General features: G+C 67.9%; 13 protein-coding genes. 6 read left to right on the top strand and 7 right to left on the bottom strand.

What is annotated here, in order from left to right; genetic code table 11:
* Positions 1-4: 4 nt before the first annotated feature.
* The 7 genes from BLQ14_RS02505 to lepA form a co-directional block, all read right to left on the bottom strand.
* A complete protein-coding gene (locus tag BLQ14_RS02505; RefSeq protein ID WP_092497815.1) occupies positions 5-1,219 on the bottom strand; it encodes a 3-deoxy-D-manno-octulosonic acid transferase in 1,215 nt (404 codons plus the stop codon).
* A gap of 20 nt (positions 1,220-1,239) precedes the next feature.
* A complete protein-coding gene (locus BLQ14_RS02500) occupies positions 1,240-1,485 on the bottom strand; it encodes a DUF4170 domain-containing protein (RefSeq protein ID WP_092497813.1) in 246 nt (81 codons plus the stop codon).
* 77 nt (positions 1,486-1,562) lie between these two features.
* Positions 1,563-2,345, bottom strand: a complete 783-nt coding sequence (locus BLQ14_RS02495) for a 3'(2'),5'-bisphosphate nucleotidase CysQ (protein ID WP_092497811.1) — start codon at positions 2,343-2,345, stop codon at positions 1,563-1,565.
* On the bottom strand, positions 2,332-3,678 hold the full coding sequence (locus tag BLQ14_RS02490; RefSeq protein ID WP_092497809.1) for a TldD/PmbA family protein: 1,347 nt from the start codon (positions 3,676-3,678) through the stop codon (positions 2,332-2,334). The genes BLQ14_RS02495 and BLQ14_RS02490 overlap by 14 nt, the downstream gene beginning before the upstream one ends.
* 124 nt (positions 3,679-3,802) lie before the next feature.
* Entirely contained in the window at positions 3,803-5,302 is a 1,500-nt protein-coding gene (locus BLQ14_RS02485; RefSeq protein ID WP_170068383.1) for a DUF2125 domain-containing protein, read from the bottom strand.
* Between the two features lie 76 nt (positions 5,303-5,378).
* Positions 5,379-6,746: a mechanosensitive ion channel family protein gene (locus BLQ14_RS02480; RefSeq protein WP_092497805.1), complete on the bottom strand. Its 1,368-nt coding sequence runs from the start codon at positions 6,744-6,746 to the stop codon at positions 5,379-5,381.
* A 97-nt stretch (positions 6,747-6,843) separates the two neighbouring features.
* Positions 6,844-8,643, bottom strand: coding sequence for a translation elongation factor 4 (gene lepA, locus BLQ14_RS02475; protein ID WP_092498344.1), 1,800 nt, complete (start codon positions 8,641-8,643; stop codon positions 6,844-6,846).
* 104 nt (positions 8,644-8,747) lie between these two features.
* On the opposite strand from lepA, the gene BLQ14_RS02470 reads away from it, so the two are divergent.
* From BLQ14_RS02470 to BLQ14_RS02445, 6 genes are all read left to right on the top strand, one after another.
* The gene (locus tag BLQ14_RS02470) at positions 8,748-9,545 is read left to right on the top strand and encodes a pseudouridine synthase (RefSeq protein WP_092497803.1); all 798 of its coding nucleotides are present in this window, start codon (positions 8,748-8,750) and stop codon (positions 9,543-9,545) included.
* Positions 9,546-9,681: 136 nt separating this feature from the next.
* On the top strand, positions 9,682-10,575 hold the full coding sequence (locus BLQ14_RS02465) for a TerC family protein (RefSeq protein WP_092497801.1): 894 nt from the start codon (positions 9,682-9,684) through the stop codon (positions 10,573-10,575).
* Between the two features lie 100 nt (positions 10,576-10,675).
* Positions 10,676-11,563, top strand: coding sequence for a 5-bromo-4-chloroindolyl phosphate hydrolysis family protein (locus tag BLQ14_RS02460; RefSeq protein ID WP_092497799.1), 888 nt, complete (start codon positions 10,676-10,678; stop codon positions 11,561-11,563).
* 32 nt (positions 11,564-11,595) lie between these two features.
* Entirely contained in the window at positions 11,596-12,786 is a 1,191-nt protein-coding gene (locus BLQ14_RS02455) for a toxic anion resistance protein (RefSeq protein WP_092497797.1), read from the top strand.
* 7 nt (positions 12,787-12,793) lie between these two features.
* On the top strand, positions 12,794-13,732 hold the full coding sequence (locus tag BLQ14_RS02450) for a DUF2927 domain-containing protein (RefSeq protein WP_092497795.1): 939 nt from the start codon (positions 12,794-12,796) through the stop codon (positions 13,730-13,732).
* Between the two features lie 36 nt (positions 13,733-13,768).
* Positions 13,769-14,929, top strand: coding sequence for an SPFH domain-containing protein (locus BLQ14_RS02445; RefSeq protein WP_092497793.1), 1,161 nt, complete (start codon positions 13,769-13,771; stop codon positions 14,927-14,929).
* Positions 14,930-14,961 lie beyond the last annotated feature (32 nt).

Below are 14,961 nucleotides of genomic sequence, written 5' to 3'. Positions count from 1 at the left end.
CGGCTCAGCGGTCGAGCATCTCGGTGATGATTTCGATGGCGCGGTCGGTCACCTCCGCGCCGGCCGAGGCCAGCTCCCACGCCGCCTGCGCCATGCGCGCAGCCTGATCAGGCGCCAGAAGCTCCTCCAGGGCGTGGAAAAGCTCGGTCTCGTTCTGAACCATGCGCGCACCGCCCGCGCGCGCGAGGCGCGCGCAGGCCTCCGCATGCGCCGGAACGCTGGGCCCGTGCAGGATCGCTGAACCGAGCGCCGCTGGCTCGAAGGGGTCGCAGCCGGGCCCGCCGTAGAGCGAGGAGCCGAGAAAGCTCACCGGGGCGAGGCGGAACCACAGCCCATCCTCGTCGTCGCTGTCGGCCAGAAAGATCTGCACCTGCGCCTCGGGCTCGTCACCCGCGCTCCTCAGGCCCACCGACCAGCCCTCGTCCCGCAGGCGCCGCGCAAGCAACGGACCCTGTGCCGGATCGGCCGGCCGCAGCACCAGCAGAAGCCTGTGGGCATAGGCCCTGAGGCGGCGATGTGCCGAAATCGCGGCATTCGCCTCTTCGGGGGTCACCCGGTGCGCCAGCCACAGCTGCCGGCCCCCCAACAGCTCGACCATCGCCTCATGCTCGGCTGGGTTGCAGGGAAGCGGCACCCCCGCCTCTTCGAGCCGGCCGGCATGTTCGAGCCGGTCGCCCCGAACGCCCATCCGGCGGAAATCGTCGAGCGCCTCCGCGTCGCCGGCGAGCACATGCGAAAATGCCGACATCAGCGCGCGCGTCATACCCGGCCGCCAGCGAAACGCACCCTGATGCGGGCGCGCCGTACCCGCATCGAGCATGATCAGCGGCACCCCGGCCCGCGCGCTGCCGCGAACGAGGGCCGGGCGCAGATCGCATTCGGTCCACACGCCCAGATCGGGGCGCCAGTACTGGAGAAACCGGTCCACCGCGCCGGTGCGCTCGGCCGGCACCGGCACTCGAAACCCCGCGGATGCGACACCGCCCGCCGCCACCGGCGGGAAGCGCCGCGCCGAAGACGTGAAGAGAACATTCAGACCGGGGCGGGCGCTTTTCAGCCGCCGGGCAAGTGCCGTGACCGCCGGGGTCGGAAGGGCCTGGCCGGCATGGAACCACACGAGCTTTCCCTCCGGGCGCACCGGCCAGTCGGGCACGGCCTCGGTCGCCGGGTCCGAACGGCGGGCGAGCAGGTAGAACGCCAGTGCGGGCGACCCCGGCATCACGGCAGCGGCGGCGCGGCTCAGTCGCCAAGCTCCTCTGTGGGCGAGGCTTCGGCTTCCTCGTCGCGCAGGCGGTGCAAATGGGCGATGAAGTAACGCATGTGTGCGTCGTCCACCGTGCGCTGGGCCTCGGCCTTCCACGCCTGATAGGCGGACTGATAGTCGGGGAAGATGCCGACGATATGGATCTTCGAGGGATCCTTGAACACCGTCTTCTGCGGGTCGACGAGCTCCCCTCCGAAGACCAGATGCAGTCGCTGGGCCATGGGTGTCATCCTGTTACTGCCTGATTGCGCGCGGACCATATCCGCCGCGACGCCGCGGCGAAAGCCGTCCGGCGTGTTCAGGGTGCGAGCGCCCGCAGAAGGGCGGCATGCGTGGCGGGCGGCCCCGCGATCACGCCATCGGCGCGGGCCTCGGGCGTGTTGAAGCGCAGGGGCGCGCCGTGCCGGTCGGTCACCACCGCGCCGGCCTCGCGCGCGATCACGGTGCCCGCGGCAATGTCCCACTCCCATGCGGGCCGGTGCGTGAGCATGGCATCATGCCGACCCTCGGCGACGAGGCACATCCGATAGGCGAGGCTGGGGCGAAACTCCCTTCTGAATGGCGGCACCACCCCGTGCCGCCACAGCTCGGGCTCGAGCACCGAGCGCGAGGCCAGCACGCGCGCGCCATCGAGCCGGCCGCGCCCCTCGGTCACGCTGATCGGCTTGCCATCGAGCCGGGCACCGGCACCGCGACTGGCCGTGTAGAGCCTGCCCATCGCCGGAAGCTGCACCACCCCGGCAATGGCCGCGCCGTCCTCGACCACGGCAAGCGACAGCGCCCAGGTCCGCTCATGCGCGACGAAGGCGCGGGTGCCATCGATCGGATCGACGACAAACACGCGCCGTGCCGAGAGTCGCGCGGTGCCGTCCTCGGTCTCTTCCGAAAGCCAGCCGTAGTCGGGGCGTGCCTTGCCAAGCCTCTCGCGCAGGTAGGCATCAACGGCGAAATCGGCCTCCGACACCGGCCCGGCGCCCCCCGCCTTGTGCCAGACGGACTGTTCCGAACGCCAATAGCGCATGGCAATGGCGGCGGCTTCGGCCGCCGCCTCGATCAGCAGCGCAAGGTCACGCTCCGGCAATGGTGAGCCCCTCGACCAGCAGCGACGGCACCATGCGGCTGCGATGCGGCCTGGCGTCATTGGCCGGGATGATCGTGGCGAGCATCTCGCGCAGATTGCCGGCCAGGGTGCATTCGTTGACCGGATAGGCGATCTCCCCATTCTCCACCCAGAAACCCGAGGCTCCGCGGGAATAGTCGCCGGTGGTCGGGTTGATCGAGCTTCCCATCAGCGAGGTGACGAGAAGCCCGCGCCCCATCCGCCGCATCAGTTCCTCGCGGCTCGCCTCGCCCTGGGTCAGGGCGACGTTGGACACGCCGGGCGTCGGCGGTGAGGAGGTGGTGCGGGTGGCGTTGGCGGTGCTTTCGCGGCCGAGCCGGCGCGCCGTGGCAAGATCCAGAATCCAGCCCGTCAGCACCCCGTCGTCGACGATCGCCCGGGCCCGCGTGGGCAGGCCCTCGGCATCGAAGGGACGCGAGCCCGGGATGCGCGGGCGGTGCGGATCCTCGATGAGCGACAGCCCCCGCGGCAGCACGGGCTTTCCCTCAGCGTCAAGCAGCCAGGACGAGCCGCGCACGATAGCCGCACCATTCGCCGCGGCGAGGAGATGGCCGATGAGGCCCGCCGCGACGCGTTCGTCATAGATCACCGGAAAGGCGCCGGTGGGCGGCTTGCGGGCGCCGGCGCGCGCCACGGCGCGCTCGCCGGCGATGCGCCCGATTTCCTCGGGGCTCGGCAGGTCGGCCTGAAAGACGCGCGACTCTCCCATGTAGTCGCGCTCCATCGCCGTGCCCTCGCCGGTGATGGCCACACAGGAGATGCCGCGCTCGGTGCGCGCGTATCCCCCGGAAAAGCCGTTGGTGGCCGCAAGGTGCAGCCGGGTTCGCCCATAGCCCGCCGACGCCGACTGCACCTGCGTCACTCCGGGGACTGCCAGCGCCGCGGCCTCGGCGCGGCGGGCGTCCTCCTCCAACATCTCCGGGGTCGGCTCGGGCGAGGGATCCTCAAGCTCGAGCGCGGCGAGATCCCAGTTCCGCGCAAGCTGGTCCGGTTCGGCAAGGCCGATCCAGGGGTCTTCCGGGGCCTCGCGCGCCATCGCCACGGCGCGGGCAGCCATCTCGGCAATGGTGGCATCGGAACTGTCGGAGGCCGAGACACACGCCTGCCTCTGTCCGATCAGCACGCGCAGGCCAAGATCGATGCTCTCGGAGCGCTCGGCATGTTCCAGCCTGCCGCCGCGCACATCGATCGAGATCGACGTGCCGTCCACCACGAGCGCGTCTGCCGCCTCGGCGCCGGCGCGTCCGGCCGCATCGATCAGCCGCGCGGCGATCTCTTCAAGCGATCTGTCCATGGCCCTGCCTCCTGCCTTTCCCGGGCCCGAGGTAGTCCGCCGCATCCGTGCGCGCAAGCCACGGCCCGAAAGCCGGCGGAGCCGCCCGAAGCGGCGGCCCTTTCAGGAAGGTGCGCCGGACACCCTAGCGGAGACGTTGGCCATTCGCGTAGACGGCGCCGTCCTTGGTGATCTCGATCCGGGAGGAAAGCTCGTCCTCGCCGCTCGGCCGGGCGAACATCGCGCTCATCATGCGCACGCCCATGGCCTGATCCTGCGGCAGGATCCCCATGGCAACCAGCCTGTCGAGCAGGGCGTTGCCCCCGCGCAGCACCAGATCCACCGCTCCGGTGGGGCGCGGCACACCGCCGAAGGTCGTCAGATCGGCGTTGTCGAAGGTGAAGCCGCCCGTTCCGGTGAGCTCGGCTCCGGCCGCAACCACCCTGAGTTCGTTGAGGTCGAGGGAGTGCAGTTCGCCGGGCACCTTGCCCTCCATCTTCTCGGCAGCCTCCGGATCCATGATGTCGAACGCCCAGTTCGCCTTGCCGTCGACATCGACGACGACGGTTGCCGGGTCGTGCGGCAGCTGCCCCGCCGGGTCGATGACCGACCAGATCATGTCGCTGAGTGCGAGCTCTTCGAGGCGCAGCTCCATGTCCAGATCCTGAGGCGTCTCGCTGGCCAGAATCGGCATGCCGACGGCCGTGACCAGACGGCCGATGGAAAATGCCACCTCGGGCAGAGGGATGTCATTGCCCGAAAGCCTGAACTGGGCATCGCTGCTCGTTGCCCTGTAGCGCATCCCCCGTTCGGACAGCGCAAACTCGAGCCCGCCTGAAGACTGCTCGGCGCGGAGGGTGAAGGCGTCCTCCCTGTCGGCGAAATCCGAAACATAGCTCGCCGGGCCGTGGGCAAGCGTCATGTCCACCGCGAAACCGGCCCTGAGCGCCGCCGCCAGGTTTTCGGGGTCAACCGGCATCAGCGTGCCGGCAAAGCGCGAATCCACGTTCTGCAGGCTGAGCGCCACATCGAGCCTGCCCTCGACTTCGGGATCGACGGCCCTGACCTTCAGGTCGAGCCCGCCCGCGGAAAAGTCGCCGGCGATCGGTGTCGGTTCGGCCATGCCGATCCGGTAGCTGCCCTTCACATCGGGAATCACCGCCGAGAGATCCATGTCCACCGGCTCATCGCCGACGGCAACTTCCTCGGTGCTCACCCGCATGGCCACCGCCGTGTAATCGTATGCGACCTCCTCGGCGTCGCCCGAGGCGACGATGACCAGACCCTCCTGTTCCACGGCTAGGCGCATGCGGGAGGTCGCTCCACCCTCGCGCGTCTCGATCGCAACGTCGTAGCGCGGCGACATGGTGACAAGCACCGTGCCGTCCGGCCGCTCGCGAAAGACGATCTCGTCAAGGCGGCCGGTTATCTCGGCCTCGGGCGCCACCATGGTCATCACCAGGTCGGTAACCGTCACCTTCTCGCCGGTCGCGGTGACGGTGCCGGTGATCTCCGCCTGCCCACCGCTCTCGGCAAGGCGTTTCCAGCTTTCCCAAACCTGCATCGCCGACACCTCGGCGCCGGCGGGTCGCACAAGGGCGGTTGCAACAGCAATCGAGGCGGTCAGCAGCAATGCGCGCGACATCGAGAATCCTTTCATCAATCGGAATGTGCCACCCCGAGCTTCGACCGGTGGCGTCGGCAGGTCAAGAAGCGACGCCTCAGGCGGGCGCGTCCTCTCCCGGCGCCGGGGCGCTGCCGCCGGGGGGAGTCACGCGTGCGACGACCTCCGAGCCCGGCAGCACCTTCACCTCCCGCTGCGGGAAAGGAATGGTGATCCCGTTCTCCTTGAAGATGTCCCACAGCGCCAGATACACCTGCCCCCGCACGTTCGTCAGACCTTCGACGGGATCGCGGATCCAGAACCGCAACACGTAGTCCACCGAGCTGTCTCCGAAGCCGGTGATGTGGCATACGGCGGGGCGGAACTTCAGCACCCGCTCCACGCGCTGCGCCGCCTGCACCGCAAGCTCGCGCACCTTGTGCGGATCGTCGTGGTAGGACGTGCCGAACGTCAGGTCGATGCGAACGTAGTTGTCGGAGTGGGTCCAGTTGACGACCTGACCGGTGATCAGATCCTCGTTCGGGATGAGGTATTCCTTGCCGTCGCGCGTCACCACCGAGGCGTAGCGGGCGCCGAGCGTTTCGATCCAGCCGAAGGTGTCGCCGAGGCTGATCACGTCGCCCGGCTTGATCGACTTGTCCATCAGGATGATGATGCCCGAGACAAGGTTCGAGACCACCTTCTGCAAGCCGAAGCCGAGGCCAACGCCGATCGCGCCCGAGAGCACCGCAAGCCCCGTGAGGTCGAACCCCACCGCCTTCAGTCCGATGAAGAAGGCTGCGGCATAAAGGCCCACCTGCAGCACCTTCACGATGAGGACCCGCATCGAAGGCGAGATATCCTCGTTGCGACTCACCTGCGCGGAGACCGTGGAGGTGAGAAATCGCGCGCCGGCAAACAGCACCGCCGTGACCACCAGCGCCTTGAGCACCGAAAGAAGCGACAGGCGGAAGTCGCCGAAGCTGACGGCGGCGCTGTCGAGAAGCGCGGCTGTCTCGTCGAGGAGGTCGAGATAGAAGAGGATCACATAGACCCACAGCGCCCAGGTGACGATCTTGCGCAACATGGCGTTGCGCACCAGCCGGGCGGCGAGGCTGACCAGCAGCATGGCCGTGGCGATGGTGGCCACGAGCTCCAGCAGGTAGCTGCGCGAGGGAAAGTTCGTGAACAGCCGCACCGTGAAGGTCGCCGCCCAGGCCAGCGCCGCGAAGAAGATGAGCTGCAGCCGCCGGTGGATCACCACGAGAACCCGCAACCGCCACTTCGGCCAGCCCTCGAGCTGGCGCATGCGCTCGTGCATCCGGGGTCCGATCCAGCGCCGAAGAAGCCAGGCGGCGATGAGGCAGCCGATGAGAATGGCGATCTGGTAGAGCCGCGAGGGCAGGAGCAGGTTCATCACCTGCGCCTCGAGTGCTTTCAGATAGCTCTCAAGCTCCCCGAGGAGCGCCTGCCATTCGTCTTCCATTGCAGCCCTTCAGCTGGCGGTCGTGTGGCGCGATCCTGACACGCGCCGGGCAGGCACGGCAAGCGCCAGCGCAGCGCAGGGCACTTCGCGCGTGAGGTCAGCTGTCCATCTTCAGCGCGTTGATGAAGGCGGACTGCGGAATCTCCACCTTGCCGAACTGGCGCATCTTCTTCTTGCCGGCCTTCTGCTTCTCCAGAAGCTTCTTCTTGCGCGTCACGTCCCCGCCGTAGCACTTGGCGGTGACATCCTTGCGCAGCGCCGCAATGGTCTCCCGCGCGATCACCTTGCCGCCGATCGCCGCCTGGATCGGAATCTTGAACATGTGGCGCGGAATGAGCTCCTTGAGCTTCTCCACCATCGCCCGGCCGCGCGCCTCGGCCCGGTCGCGGTGGACCATCACCGACAGCGCGTCCACCGGCTCGCCATTCACGAGAATCTGCATCTTGACCAGATTGTCAGCACGGTAACCGGTGAGCTGGTAGTCGAAGCTCGCGTATCCCTTGGTCACCGATTTCAGCCGGTCGTAGAAGTCGAACACCACCTCGTTCAAGGGCAGGTCATAGACCACCATCGCCCGGTTGCCGGCATAGGTCAGGTCAAGCTGGATGCCGCGCCGGTCCTGACAGAGCTTCAGCACATCGCCGAGATACTCGTCGGGCACGAGGATCGTCGCCTTGATCCGCGGTTCCTCGATGTGGTCGATGTGGGTGGGGTCGGGCATGTCGGCGGGGTTGTGCAGCTCGCGCACCGTCCCGTCCTTCATGTGCACGTGATAGACCACGCTCGGCGCGGTGGTGATGAGCTCGATGTCGAACTCGCGCTCGAGCCGGTCGCGCACCACCTCCAGGTGCAAAAGCCCCAGAAAGCCGCAGCGGAAGCCGAAGCCGAGCGCGGCCGAGCTCTCCATCTCGTAGGTGAAGGAAGCGTCGTTGAGCGCGAGCTTCTCGATGGCGTCCCGCAGCGCCTCGAAATCATTGGAGTCCACCGGGAACAGCCCGCAGAACACCACCGGCTGCGCAGGCTTGAAGCCCGGCAGCGGCGCGGCGCAGGGCCGTTTCTCATGGGTGATGGTGTCGCCCACCCGCGTGTCGCGCACCTGCTTGATCGACGCGGTCAGCACCCCGATCTCGCCCGGCCCGAGCTCCGCCACGTCGGTCATCTTCGGGCGCAGGACGGCGAGCTTGTCGACAGTGTATTTCGCCCCCGTCTGCATCATCAGGATACGGTCGCCCTTGCGGATGATCCCATCCATCACCCGGATCATGACGACAACGCCGAGGTAGGGGTCATACCAGCTGTCCACCAGCATCGCCTTGAGCGGCGCGTCACGGTCGCCCCTGGGCGCGGGCAGGCGATGCACGATGGCCTCGAGCACATCCTCGATCCCCTGCCCCGTCTTGGCCGAGATCTCGATGGCGTCGGAGGCGTCAATGCCGATCACGTCCTCGATCTGCTCGCGCACGCGGTCGGGGTCGGCGGCCGGCAGGTCGATCTTGTTCAGGACCGGCACGATCTCGTGATCGGCCTCGATCGCCTGATACACATTGGCCAGCGTCTGCGCCTCCACCCCCTGTGTGGCATCGACCACCAGAAGCGAGCCTTCCACCGCCCGCATCGAGCGGCTGACCTCATAGGCGAAGTCCACGTGCCCCGGCGTGTCGATAAGGTTCAGAACGTAGGTCTCGCCGTCCTTCGCCCTGTATTCGAGACGCACGGTGTTGGCCTTGATGGTGATCCCGCGCTCGCGCTCGATGTCCATCGCATCAAGGAGCTGCTCCTTCATCTCGCGCTCGCTGACCGCGCCGGTGTACTGGATCAGCCGGTCGGCAAGCGTGGATTTTCCATGGTCGATATGCGCGACGATGGAAAAGTTGCGGATATGGGCGAGATCGGTCATGGGCGCGATATGATGCAGCGAAGCGACCCGGTCAATGGCCCGCATCGGCCCTTGCCGAAGAACCACGCGCCCGATACGGGCGCAGAGCCTGTGAAAGACCTGCCATGAACACTCGCAAACCCACCCCCAGCCCCGCCACCGACAAGGGCGAGCGCATCGCCAAGGTGCTGGCCCGCGCGGGCATCGCCAGCCGCCGCGACGCCGAGCGCATGATCGCCGAGGGCCGGGTCGCGGTGAACGGCCGGGTGATCGACAGCCCCGCCCTCAACGTCACCGCCGCCGACCGCATCACCGTCGACGGCAAACCCCTGCCCGCCCCGGAGCCGCCGCGGCTGTGGCTCTACCACAAACCCGCGGGCCTCGTGACCACCGCGCGCGACGAAAAGGGCCGCCCCACGATCTTCGACCGCCTGCCGCCCGACCTGCCGCGTGTGATGCCGGTGGGCCGGCTCGACATCAATTCCGAGGGGCTTCTGCTGCTCACCAATGACGGAGAGATCAAGCGCCGGCTGGAGCTGCCCTCCACCGGCTGGCTGCGCCGCTACCGGGTGCGAGTGAAGGGCACGCCGACCGAAGAGATGCTCGCGCCGCTGCGCGAAGGCCTCACCCTCGACGGCGAGCGCTTCCAGCCCATGCAGATCACCATCGACCGCCAGCAGGGCGCCAATGCCTGGCTCACGGTCGGCATACGCGAGGGAAAGAAGCGCGAGATCCGCCGCGCGATGGAGGCGGTCGGCCTCACCGTCAACCGCCTCATCCGCATCTCTTACGGCCCCTTCCAGCTCGGCCAGCTCAAGCCCGGCGAAGTCAGGGAAGTGCGCCCGCGCGTTGTGCGCGACCAGCTCGGCCTCGCTGAAACACCCGCCCCCACGCGCCCCACCCGCCGCGAATTAAAGCCCTGAGCCTCATCACCCTGGGGCCAAATACCCTCGCCGAAGGCATGCGCGCCAGGGGCGCGCATTCCGCCCCCGCTTGTCGCCGGGGGCGACATCTGTATTGCTCGCACAAACCCCAGCGGCAAACGGAGGGCACCACGCCATGGCCGATCTTCTCACCCTGCAGAACCTGGGCAACCTTCTGATGCTGTGCTTCCTGCAGGCGGTGCTCGGCTTCGATAACCTGCTCTACATCTCGATCGAGTCGAAACGCGCGCCCGCCGCGCACCAGCGCGCGGTGCGCTTCTGGGGCATCATCCTCGCCGTGGCGCTCAGGGTGGTGCTGCTTTTCGTCATGCTCCACCTGATCGGCGCACTGTCCGAGCCGTTCCTGATCCTCGGCTGGGAGGGGGTGCTCGAGGGCGGCGTGAACTTCGCCACGGCCGTGTTCATCATCGGCGGCATCTTCATCATGTACACCGCGGTCAAGGAGATCGCGCACATGCTCTCGCTCGACCATCTGGAGACCGACCTCGGCAAACGCCCGGCGAAATCGGCGGCGCGGGTGGTGGCGATGATCGTGACCATGAACCTCATCTTCTCCTTCGACTCGGTGCTCTCGGCCATCGCCATCACCGATGTCTTTCCGGTTCTGGCGCTCGCGATCCTGCTTTCCGGCGCGGCAATGATCTGGCTTGCCGACGGCGTCAGCCGCTTTCTCGAGAAGAACCGCATGTTCGAGGTGCTGGGGCTCTTCATCCTGCTGATCGTGGGCGTGGTGCTTCTGGGCGAGGCGGGGCCGGCGGCGGCGCATGCGATGCATGACGAGGCGCTGCAGATCCGGATCTTCGGCTACGAACTTCTGCCGATGTCGAAGACCACCTTCTATTTCTCGGTGATCGTGCTCGTCGCGGTAGAGGCGGTGCAGTCGGGCTACGCGCGCAAGCCGCCGCCGAGCGGCAGGCGCGCGCGCGGCAAGCCGCGGAGTAGCGCAGGCCGGGCCGTTAGCGCTGGCACGGTGCAGCGCGATCACCTATATCTGGGCGCGATTCCGTGAGCGCCAGGGAGACGCGCGTGTCGGCCACCGCCCTGAAGAAGATCGCCTACGCAGCGCTCATCGCGCTCATCCTCTATGTGGCGATCCAGGGAGCGGGCTGATGGCGGCACGACGCTACGGCGCGCGCTACAGCCCCAAGGGCGAGCCTGCCCCCGAGGCACCGGCCGCCCCGCCATGGCATGGCCGTCGGCCAAGGCCGATGGGCGCGCGGCTCAACATGCTCTTCGTCGCGCCGCTGGCCATCCTCGTCTCCGCCTTCTTCCAGCCACCGATGGGCCTTGCGCTCGACCTCGCCGCCTTCGGCCTTCTGGAGCTTGCCGCCTGGCTCACCCGCGAGGGGGTCAAGGCCCATGCCGCCTATGATGCCCGCCGCATCGCCCGCCGCCCCGCCTTCCCGCGCAAGATCGCGGGCGCGGTCCTGACCGGAGCGGGGCTCTCTCTCGCCGGCTTCTCGCCCGGGGCAAGCCTTGCCGCGCCAGCGATCTATGCCGTGCTCGGCGTGGCGCTGCATCTTCTCGCCTTCGGCCCCGACCCCCTGCGCGACAAGGGCGCGGGCGACATCGACCTCTTTCAGACCGACCGCGTGGCGCGCGCTGTGCAGGAGGCCGAGAAGCATCTCGCCGCCATGGCCGAGGCGATCAGGCGCACCGGCGACCGCGCGCTCGAGGCGCGGGTGGAGCGATTTCAGGCCACCGCAAGGCACATGATGCGCACGGTGGAGGACGACCCGCGCGATCTCACCGCCGCGCGGCGCTATCTCGGCGTCTACCTTCTGGGCGCGCGCGACGCGACGTTGAAATTCGCCGATCTCTATGCCCGCAACCGCGACGCGCAGGCGCGGGCCGATTTCATTGCGCTTCTGGATGACCTTGAGAGAAATTTCGCCGCTCGCACGGCAACGCTTCTTGAAGACGACCGCGCCGACCTCGACATCGAGATCGAGGTTCTGCGCGACCGACTCGCCCGCGAGGGGGTGGTGCGTGGTTGAGAAAAGATGAATTCGAGACAGGAGACAGGGACATGTCGGAGTCGATCCGTTCCAAGGCCGAGGCGACGCTGAAGGACCTCGAGGAAGTCACCGCCACGGTGCTGCCCGAGCCCAAGGGCGAACTCGTGCCCATCGAGGCCGCCGAACCGCCGCTCGCGGAGGAGATCCGCAAGGCGATGGAGGAGATCGACCTTTCCGACACCGGCTCCATCGTCAGCTTCGGCAGCCGCGCCCAGGCCGAGCTGCAGCAGATCAGCCAGGCAATGCTGCAGGGCGTGCGCAACAAGGATGTGGGCCCGGCCGGAGACGCGCTGCGCGAGATGGTCACCACCATCCGCGGCTTCTCGGTCGACGAGCTCGATGTGCGCCGCAAGCGCAGCTGGTGGGAGCGGCTTCTTGGCCGTGCGGCCCCCTTTGCCAAGTTCCTCGCCCGCTACGAGGAACTTCAAGCCCAGATCGACCGCATCACCGACAACCTGCTCGAGCACGAACACAGGCTTCTCAAGGACATCAAGGCGCTCGACCGGCTCTATGAAAAGACGCTCGAGTTCTACGACGAGCTTGCCATCTACATCGCCGCCGGCGAGGCCAAGCTGAAGGAGCTTGACGAGACGATCATCCCAGCCAAGGAGCGCGAGGTGGAGGCCGCGCCCGAAGAGGAACAGGTGCTGCGCGCCCAGGAGCTGCGCGATCTGCGCGCGGCGCGCGACGATCTGGAGCGGCGGGTGCATGACCTGAAGCTCACCCGGCAGGTCACGATGCAGTCGCTGCCCTCGATCCGGCTCGTGCAGGAGAACGACAAGTCGCTGGTCACCAAGATCAACTCCACCCTCGTCAACACCGTGCCGCTGTGGGAGACGCAGCTCGCCCAGGCGGTGACGATCCAGCGCTCGGCCGAGGCGGCGGCGGCGGTGCGCGAGGCCTCCGACCTGACCAATGAGCTGCTCACCGCCAACGCCGAGAACCTGCAGCAGGCCAACCGCGTCGTGCGCGAGGAGATGGAGCGCGGCGTGTTCGACATCGAGGCGGTGAAACAGGCCAACGCCACCCTGATCGCCACCATCGAGGAGTCGCTGAGGATCGCCGATGAGGGCAAGGCGCGCCGCGCCGCCGCCGAGGAAGAACTCAAGAAGATGGAGGCCGAGCTTCGCGACACGCTGGCCGCGGCCAAGGCACGCCGGGACGGGGTCGGCGACACGATCGCCACCAGCGTGCAGGGCTGAGGCCGCCTTGGGCGGGTTTGGCCGCAGGACCTGGGCGGCGCTTCTGGCCAGCCTCACGCTTGCCGCCTGCGAGGTGCAGGCGCCGGTGCCGGTTGCGCCCCCCGCAAGGCCCCAGCCGGCCCCGGCCACCGCCTACACCTCACCCCTGAGCCGCGAACTGGCGGACTACTACGCACGGGTGGAGCGCGATCTCGTCGCGCAAGGGCTTCTGCGCACCGATGGCGGCGGCCCCGACACCCCCTTCACCCAGCGCCAGCTCGTGGAGGATTTCATCCGCATCGCCCTCTATGAGGAGTTCTCGAATGTCGGCGGCTTCATGGTCGCCCGTCAGACCCGCAGTCGCCTGCACCGGTGGGAGAAGCCGGTGCGAATCGGCATCGAGTTCGGCGCCTCGGTGCCCGACGCGCAGCGCAGGGCCGATCGGGCCGAGATCGCGGCCTATGCCCGCCGCCTCGCCCGCGTCACCGGCCATCCGATCTCGGTGGTCTCGCAGGGAGCCAACTTCCATGTTCTCGTTGTCAGCGAGGATGAGCGCCGCAGGCTCGGCCCGCACCTCAAGGAGCTTGCGCCCTCGCTTTCCCCCGCCGCCATCCGCGCAATCGAGGATCTGCCGCGCTCGACCTTCTGCCTCGTCTTCGCCGTGGACCCGGACGGCACCGGCACCTACGACCGTGCCGTGGCCATCATGCGCGCCGAACATCCGCCGCTCTTACGCCGCTCCTGCATCCACGAGGAAATCGCGCAGGGCCTCGGCCTGTCCAACGACAGCCCCGACGCGCGCCCCTCGATCTTCAACGATGACGAGGAATTCGCGCTTCTGACCACCCATGACGAGCTTCTGCTGAGGATGCTCTATGACCCGCGGATGCGCCCCGGCATGACCCCCGAAGAGGCGCGCCCCGTTGCCGAGATCATCGCCGCCGAGCTGATGGGCGGCCCCGCATGAGCCAGATTTGACCCGAGCCCGAGCAGGGAGAGACCGATGGGCATTCTCGATTTTCTGACCGGCGAGTTCATCGACGTCATCGAGTGGACGGACGACACTCGCGACACCATGGTCTGGCGCTTCGAGCGCGAGGGCCACGAGATCAAGTACGGCGCCAAACTCACCGTGCGGGAGGGGCAGGCGGCGGTGTTCGTCCACGAGGGGCAGCTGGCGGATGTCTTCACCCCCGGTCTCTACATGCTCGAGACCAACAATCTGCCGATCCTGACGAAGCTCCAGCACTGGGACCATGGCTTTCGCTCGCCGTTCAAGTCGGAAATCTATTTCGTCAACACCACCCGGTTCACCGATCTCAAATGGGGCACCAAGAACCCCATCATCCTGCGCGACCCCGAGTTCGGGCCGACGCGCATTCGCGCCTATGGCACCTATTCGATCCGGGTGAAGAATCCCGCGCGCTTTCTCGTCGAGATCGTCGGCACCGACGGCGAATTCACGATGGACGAGATCAGCTTCCAGATCCGCAACATCATCGTGCAGGAATTCTCCCGCGTGATCGCCTCGTCGGGCATCCCGGTTCTCGACATGGCCGCGAACACCGCTGATCTGGGCAAGCTCGTCGTGGCCGAGGTGGCGCCGGTGCTCGAGCAATACGGGCTCGAGATGCCCGAGTTCTACATCGAGAACATCTCGCTCCCGAAACCGGTGGAGGAGGCGCTCGACAAGCGCACCTCGATGGGGCTCGTGGGGGATCTTGGCAAGTTCACCCAATACGCCGCCGCCGAGGCGATGAGCCATGCCGCGCGCAACCCCGGCGGCGCGGGCGCCGGAATGGGCGCGGGGATGGGTGCCGCCCTCGGCGCGGCGATGGGCGCGCAGATGACGCAGGCCGGGCCTTGGGGTGCCGCGCCGGGCGCGCAGCCGGCAGCGACGCCCGCGCCGGCCGCAGCAGCTCAGGCCGCTGCTCCACCACCGCCGCCACTGCCGGTCGAGCATGTCTGGCACATCGCCGAAAAGGGGCAGACAAAGGGGCCGTTCTCGCGCGCCGACCTGGGCCGCATGGCCACCGCCGGCGAGCTCAAGCGCGAAACCTGGGTCTGGACCCAGGGGCTCGACGGCTGGAAGCGCGCCGAGGACGTGCCCGAGCTGGCCCAGCTCTTCACCGTGATGCCACCGCCGCCTCCGCCGGAGGACTGAGTGACGGAATTCGCAGTGCGCGGCGTAGTAGG

The organism is Meinhardsimonia xiamenensis, assembly GCF_900102905.1.
GTDB classification, from domain to species: domain Bacteria; phylum Pseudomonadota; class Alphaproteobacteria; order Rhodobacterales; family Rhodobacteraceae; genus Meinhardsimonia; species Meinhardsimonia xiamenensis.
The sequence above is the reverse complement of the archived record's forward strand: the minus strand, read 5'-3'. Positions and strand labels throughout refer to the sequence as shown.